The 5,604-nt window shown below is 74.7% G+C and carries 5 protein-coding genes, 1 other RNA gene and 1 pseudogene; 4 read left to right on the top strand and 3 right to left on the bottom strand.

The window, feature by feature from the left end; genetic code table 11:
* Together N801_RS21185 and ffs are read left to right on the top strand one after the other, a co-directional pair.
* A pseudogene (locus N801_RS21185) lies at positions 1-250 on the top strand (hypothetical protein); the annotation flags it as partial.
* 211 nt (positions 251-461) lie between these two features.
* Positions 462-558, top strand: an RNA gene (gene ffs, locus N801_RS20470) — signal recognition particle sRNA small type.
* A gap of 104 nt (positions 559-662) precedes the next feature.
* Here the strand turns inward: ffs and N801_RS18440 are convergent.
* Positions 663-1,373: a DsbA family oxidoreductase gene (locus N801_RS18440; protein ID WP_035940775.1), complete on the bottom strand. Its 711-nt coding sequence runs from the start codon at positions 1,371-1,373 to the stop codon at positions 663-665.
* Between the two features lie 47 nt (positions 1,374-1,420).
* On the opposite strand from N801_RS18440, the gene N801_RS18445 reads away from it, so the two are divergent.
* Complete coding sequence (locus N801_RS18445) at positions 1,421-1,849, top strand: DoxX family protein (RefSeq protein ID WP_035940776.1); 429 nt, start codon at positions 1,421-1,423, stop codon at positions 1,847-1,849.
* Positions 1,850-1,867: 18 nt separating this feature from the next.
* On the opposite strand, the gene N801_RS18450 is transcribed toward N801_RS18445, so the two are convergent.
* Together N801_RS18450 and N801_RS18455 are read right to left on the bottom strand one after the other, a co-directional pair.
* Positions 1,868-3,277 carry a hypothetical protein gene (locus N801_RS18450; RefSeq protein ID WP_035940777.1) on the bottom strand — a complete coding sequence of 470 codons (1,410 nt, stop codon included), beginning with the start codon at positions 3,275-3,277 and terminating at the stop codon, positions 1,868-1,870.
* A 7-nt stretch (positions 3,278-3,284) separates the two neighbouring features.
* Complete coding sequence (locus tag N801_RS18455; protein WP_035940778.1) at positions 3,285-3,920, bottom strand: ABC transporter ATP-binding protein; 636 nt, start codon at positions 3,918-3,920, stop codon at positions 3,285-3,287.
* Positions 3,921-4,001: 81 nt separating this feature from the next.
* Between N801_RS18455 and N801_RS18460 the strand changes: the two genes are divergently transcribed.
* Positions 4,002-5,604 (top strand): DNA polymerase III subunit gamma and tau (locus N801_RS18460; protein ID WP_156996909.1); only part of this gene is annotated, 1,603 nt, incomplete at its 3' end.

A 5,604-nucleotide genomic window follows, 5' to 3' on the forward strand; every position in this document is an offset into this window, starting at 1 on the left:
GGCGGGGGAGGCGCTCGCCGAGTCCCTGCTGTCGGCCGCGGCGGGGATCGACTCGCCGACGCTCGTCGCGACCGGTGGGCTGCTCAACGCGAAGCCGGTGCGTTCCGCCCTCGAGTCGGTGCTCGCAGCGGCCGGCGCCGAGCTGACGGCGTCGCACGGGGGCGCCCTCGACGGGGCCCTGCGCCTGGCCACGCTGCTCGCCGAGAGGGGCACGATCCCGCGCCACCCGGCATACGTCCACCTCGGCTGACGGCGCGGGCGGCGGACTCCGCGCGCCGCACGTCCCCGCGCCGCGCCGCGCTGTGCGCTGCTGCGCTGTGCCGCAGCACTGCACAGCGTGAGCGGCACCTGTTCGGGTGAGGGGTGTGCGCTGCTGCGCTGTGCCGCAGCACTGCACAGCACCGGGCGGGGAGGAGCGCGGGACCGGATTGGCCTCGTCGCAGGGCCGGGTTAGACTTTGGACCGGCACCCCGCGTGGTGGTACCTCACCGAACTCCCCCAGGGCAGGAATGCAGCAAGGGCAGGTGAGCTCTTCCAGGTACGCGGGGTGTCTTCATGTCTGCCCAAGCCGGCTCGCGAGCCGGAGGTGCCCTCGCGAGCCGGATCGATCGGGCTCACGAGGCCCGGGCCGGCTCGCGAGCCGGTGTTCCGGTGTGTTCCGGTCAGGCTCCGCAGGCGCAGCCACCCGCGCACCCGCCACAGCCGCCGCCGCGGGCCTCGGGCTCCGTGCCCCGGTCCTCCCACGTGAGCTCGAGGGCGCGCAGCAGCCCGTCGACCGGCTGGGCGCCGGTGACCGCGAACTTCTGGTCGAGCACGAACGTCGGCACGGCCGTGATGCCGATCTGGTTGGCGGTCGCCTCGTCCTCGCGCACGTCGTAGCCGTAGGCGTCCGAGCCGAGCGTCTCGCGCACGTCCTTCTCGCCGAGGCCGCCCTCGACGGCGAGCCGGACCAGGGTGTCGGTGTCGCCGATCGCCGCGCCCTCGGAGTACCAGCCACGCATGACCCGGTCGGTGACGGGCTTCTCCAGGCCCCGGGCCCGGGCCAGGTGGATGACGCGGTGGGCGTCGAACGAGTTGCCCCCGACGACCTTCTCCCACTGGAAGTCGAGACCGACGTCGGCAGCGTCGGCCGCCATGGCCTCGTGCTGGGCCACCATCTCCTCACGCGACCGGCCGTACTTGGCGGCGATGCGGTCCACGTTGGAGCCCTCGACGACCGCGGGTGCGGAGCGGTCGAGCTGGTAGCTGTGCCAGGTCACGTCGACCTCGCGCTCCTCGTCACCCGCGAGGAACTGTTCCACGGCGAGCTCGAGGCGTCGGCGCCCCACGTGGCAGAAGGGGCAGACCAGGTCGGACCAGACGTCGATGCGCACACGACGACGATACGTGGGCGCCGCACGGGCACCGTACGGTGGCCGCCATGGACCTCCTCACGCGCCGACCCGTCGCCACACGAGGGCAGGACCTCACCCGGATCGGGCTGGGCGCCGTCATGGCGCTCGTCGGGCTGACCCACCTCACCGTCGGCCGCGAGGACTTCCGAGCGCAGGTGCCCAGCTGGGTGCCGGTCAGCGAGGACCTCGTCGTCGTCGGGTCCGGTGTCGCCGAGGTGGCGCTCGGGGTGGCGCTGCTCGCGTTGCCGCAGCAGCGCCGGCTGACCGGGCTGGCGCTCGCGGCCTTCTACGTCGTCATCTTCCCGGGCAACGTCGCGCAGTACGTCGAAGGGGTCGACGCCTTCGGGCTCGACACCGACACCAAGCGGCTCGTCCGCCTCTTCTTCCAGCCCGTCCTCGTCGCCGCCGCCGTGTATGCCGCGGGCCTGCCGGAGCGGGGTCGGGCCCGCCGGTAGCGGCGGTCGGGTCGCGGCTCAGACGTCGCGGTGCGACATCGACTCCCTGTCCACCCGCCTCAGCCCGGCGTAGACGATGCTCGCGCCGGCCACCCACGTCGCGATGACGAGCAGCCCCGACGTGGGCCACTGGACGGCGCCCCAGACCATCCCGCCGACGAGGAGGGTGCACAGGACGAGCGGGGACGAGTACCAGATCGCGACCGTCTGCGGTGACGGCACCGTGCTGAACGTGGCCGGGGGGCGACCGCGGTAGGCCGCGAGGAGACTTCCGCCGCTGAGGACCACCGTGGTCATGACGCACCACGGCAGGACCTCGCCGACGGTCGACCCGACGGCCAGGGCGGTGACGGACCCGGCCAGCGTCGTGCCGACGAGGTGGGTGAGCCCGGGAACGACGAGGTGGGTGGCGGCGGCACGCACCGGTGGCATCCCGAACAGGGCCGGCGTCCCGACGGTGTCCGCCTCGAGGCGCAAGCCCTCGGCCAGGGCGCCGAAGCCGACGTAGCCGATGATCGCGGCGACGAACCCGACGAGCGGGGGGACGGCGCTGGAGCCGAGGGTGGCGCCGAGCGTCACGCCGCCGAGCACCGTGAGGACGAGCCCGACGACGGCCGCTCCGGGGGCGCGCCGCAGGCCGAGGACGTCGCGCGCCACGAGGGTCGCGACCGGCCCGCGTCGGCGCAGCCGCAGGGCACGACCCCGGGTGACGGGGCGGGCCGCCTCGAGCCGGACGGCGCGGAGGTCTCCCGCCTGGACCCCGCCGACGATCCGGTTCGACCGGGCCGCCTGCGTGCGGAGCTCGGGCAGACCCATCCGCCGCACCTCGGCGGACGGGGCGCCCAGCCGGGACGACACCCCGGGCCGGGGCCCGCGACGCAGCGGAGGGGAGAGCCGCGACTGGCCGAGCAGCCACGTCGTCCCCCCGACCAGGCCGACCAGGAGGCCGACGGCGACGGTGATGGGGACGAACCACCACGACGCCGCCCGTGCTCCGAGGAACGCGGCGCCGACGAGGAGGCCGGACAGCCCACCGGCGAAGAGGACCGCGAAGAGCGAGTAGCCGAACCACGGCCGCAGCGCCGCCCAGCGGTCGAGCGACGAGGCGACGACGTGGTCGACCCACGGAACGGGCGCCACGACCGGTCCGCGGACCCGCCCGGCCTCACGCCCCAGCACGGCGACGACCGCGGTGACCGCGACGACGACGAGGACCGCCCACGGCGACCGCAGGGCCGAACCCATCGCCTCCGGATCGGCGGCGAGGACCAGCGCACGCAAGACGGGGAAGCCGTAGAGCCCGACGAGGATCACGGCGACGTAGGCGGCATACGCGACCTCCTTGCGCGCCGGGTTGCCGGAGGGTCCGTGGAGCACGTGCCGGGTGTCGGCGAGGCGCTCCTGGTCGCTCACGGCGCTGGCGGTCACGCAGACCTCAGTCGGTCGCGCCGACGAGGTCGACCACCCGGTCGGCGACGCGGTCGGTGACCACGGGGTCGTGGCAGGCCAGCACGACCGTCGTGCCGGCGTCGCGCCGGGCGGCGAGGATCTCCGCGACCAGCGCTCGTTTGGTCGTGTCGAGGCGCTGCTCGGGCTCGTCGAGCACGAGGACGTCGGACGGGCGGAAGAAGGTCAGGGCCAGGCGGAACAGCTGGGTCTGGCCGGACGACAGCTCGTGCGGGAACCGCCCACCGAGGTCCCCGAGCCCGAGCTGGGTGAGGGCTGCGGCGACCCGGTCGTCGCAGCTGTCGGCGTCGCCGGCCCACGTGGCGTCGAGCAGGACGAGGTGGTCGCGCAGCGTCAGGTCGCGATAGGTCGCCGGTGCGCCGACGAGCGCGGCGACGGCCGCCCGCACCGCCGGGTCGCGCTCGTCCGCCGTCGCGTCGCCGACGGTCGCGGTCCCGGTCGTGGGCGGGAGCGCGCCGATGAGGATGCGCAGCAGGGTCGTCTTGCCGGAGCCGTTCGGACCGCGCAGGACCAGGCAGGTGCCGCTCGACGCCGCGACGGACACGGGGGCGAGCAGGGTCGCCGGCCCGACCACCTTCGACACGTCGTCCCCGCGCACGTCCATGGCGGTGAGGCTAGCGACCGCGTCCACAGGCCGGTGCAGGCGGCATGCCGGGTGTCCTCGAGGGCGACTAGGTTGGGCCCCGTGAGCACCGCCCTGTACCGCCGCTACCGCCCCGAGACGTTCGCCGACGTCATCGGCCAGGAGCACGTCACCGAGCCGCTCATGCAGGCGCTGCGCACCGGCCGGGTCAACCACGCCTACCTCTTCAGCGGTCCCCGCGGGTGCGGCAAGACGACGAGCGCCCGCATCCTCGCGCGCTGCCTCAACTGCGAGCAGGGCCCGACGGCGACCCCGTGCGGCGAGTGCGACTCCTGCGTGGCGCTGGCCCGCGGTGGCGCCGGCACGGTCGACGTCATCGAGATCGACGCGGCGAGCCACGGTGGCGTCGACGACGCCCGTGACCTGCGCGAGCGCGCGTCCTACGGCCCGGCCCAGAGCCGCTACAAGATCTACATCATCGACGAGGCGCACATGGTGACGCCTCAGGGCTTCAACGCGCTGCTCAAGATCGTCGAGGAGCCGCCCGAGCACGTGAAGTTCGTCTTCGCGACGACCGAACCCGAGAAGGTCATCGGGACGATCCGCTCGCGCACCCACCACTACCCGTTCCGGCTCGTCCCCCCCGGCCAGCTCACCGACTACATGGAGCGCCTCTGCGTTGCCGAGGAGGTGGCCGTGGCCCCGGGCGTGCTCTCCTTCGTCGTCCGCGCCGGCGGCGGGTCGGTGCGTGACTCGCTCTCCGTCCTCGACCAGCTCATCGCCGGGTCCGGCGACGAGGGGTTGACCTACGAGTCGGCGGCGTCGCTGCTCGGCTTCACCGACAGCGAGCTCCTCGACGCGACGATCGACGCCTTCGGTGCGGGCGACGGCGTCGGCGCGTTCTCGTCGATCGAGCGCGTCATCGAGACCGGCCTCGACCCCCGCCGCTTCATCGAGGACCTCCTCGAGCGCCTCCGTGACCTCATCGTCGTCGCCGCCGTCCCCGACGGCGCCTCGGCCGTGCTGCGCGCCCTCCCGCCGGACCAGCTCGAGCGGATGCGCCAGCAGGCAGCCGCGTTCGGCTCCGGCGCGCTCTCGCGGGCCGCCGACATCGTCAACGCCGGGCTGTCCGAGATGACCGGTGCGACCGCGCCCCGGCTCCAGCTCGAGCTCATCGCCGCGCGGCTGCTGCTTCCCGGCGCCGCGGGGGAGAGCGGGTATGCCGCCCGCCTCGACCGTCTCGAACGGCGCCTCGACGTCGGCGGGGTCCCCTCCGGCGCGGCACCCGCCGCGCCCTCGGCACCCTCCCGCCAGCCGGTCCATCACCAGACCCCGTCGGCGACGGTCGCCTCCGCGGCTCCGGTCCAGTCGGCACCGCAGATGCCCCAGGCGCCCGTGCAGCCGGTCGGACCTCCGGATCCGGCACCGGTCGTCCAGGACCAACCGGCGCCGCAGCCGGTCGCCCGGGCCGACCAGCGCCCCCAGACCGCGCAGGCCGGTCCGACGTCGGCCGGAGCGCCGCGACCGCACCGTGCTCCCGACCCGTCCGAGCCTCCGCTCGACGAGCCGCCGGAGTCCGACGAGCCCTACGACGACGGGCCGCAGTTCGTCGAGCCGGAGCGGCCCCGCGAGGCCCCGGCACGCCCCCAGCCGGAGCCGCAGCCGCAAAACCAACCGCAGCGGCCGGGCCAGCCGCAGTCGCCGG

It is taken from the genome of Knoellia aerolata DSM 18566 (assembly GCF_000768695.1).
GTDB lineage: Bacteria > Actinomycetota > Actinomycetes > Actinomycetales > Dermatophilaceae > Knoellia > Knoellia aerolata.

What these genes read in the sequence shown, in the direction of transcription:
- N801_RS18445 (WP_035940776.1), top strand. Translation starts at nt 1,421, where the DNA reads ATGGACCTCCTCACGCGCCGACCCGTCGCCACACGAGGGCAGGACCTC.
- N801_RS18455 (WP_035940778.1), bottom strand. Translation starts at nt 3,920, where the DNA reads ATGGACGTGCGCGGGGACGACGTGTCGAAGGTGGTCGGGCCGGCGACC.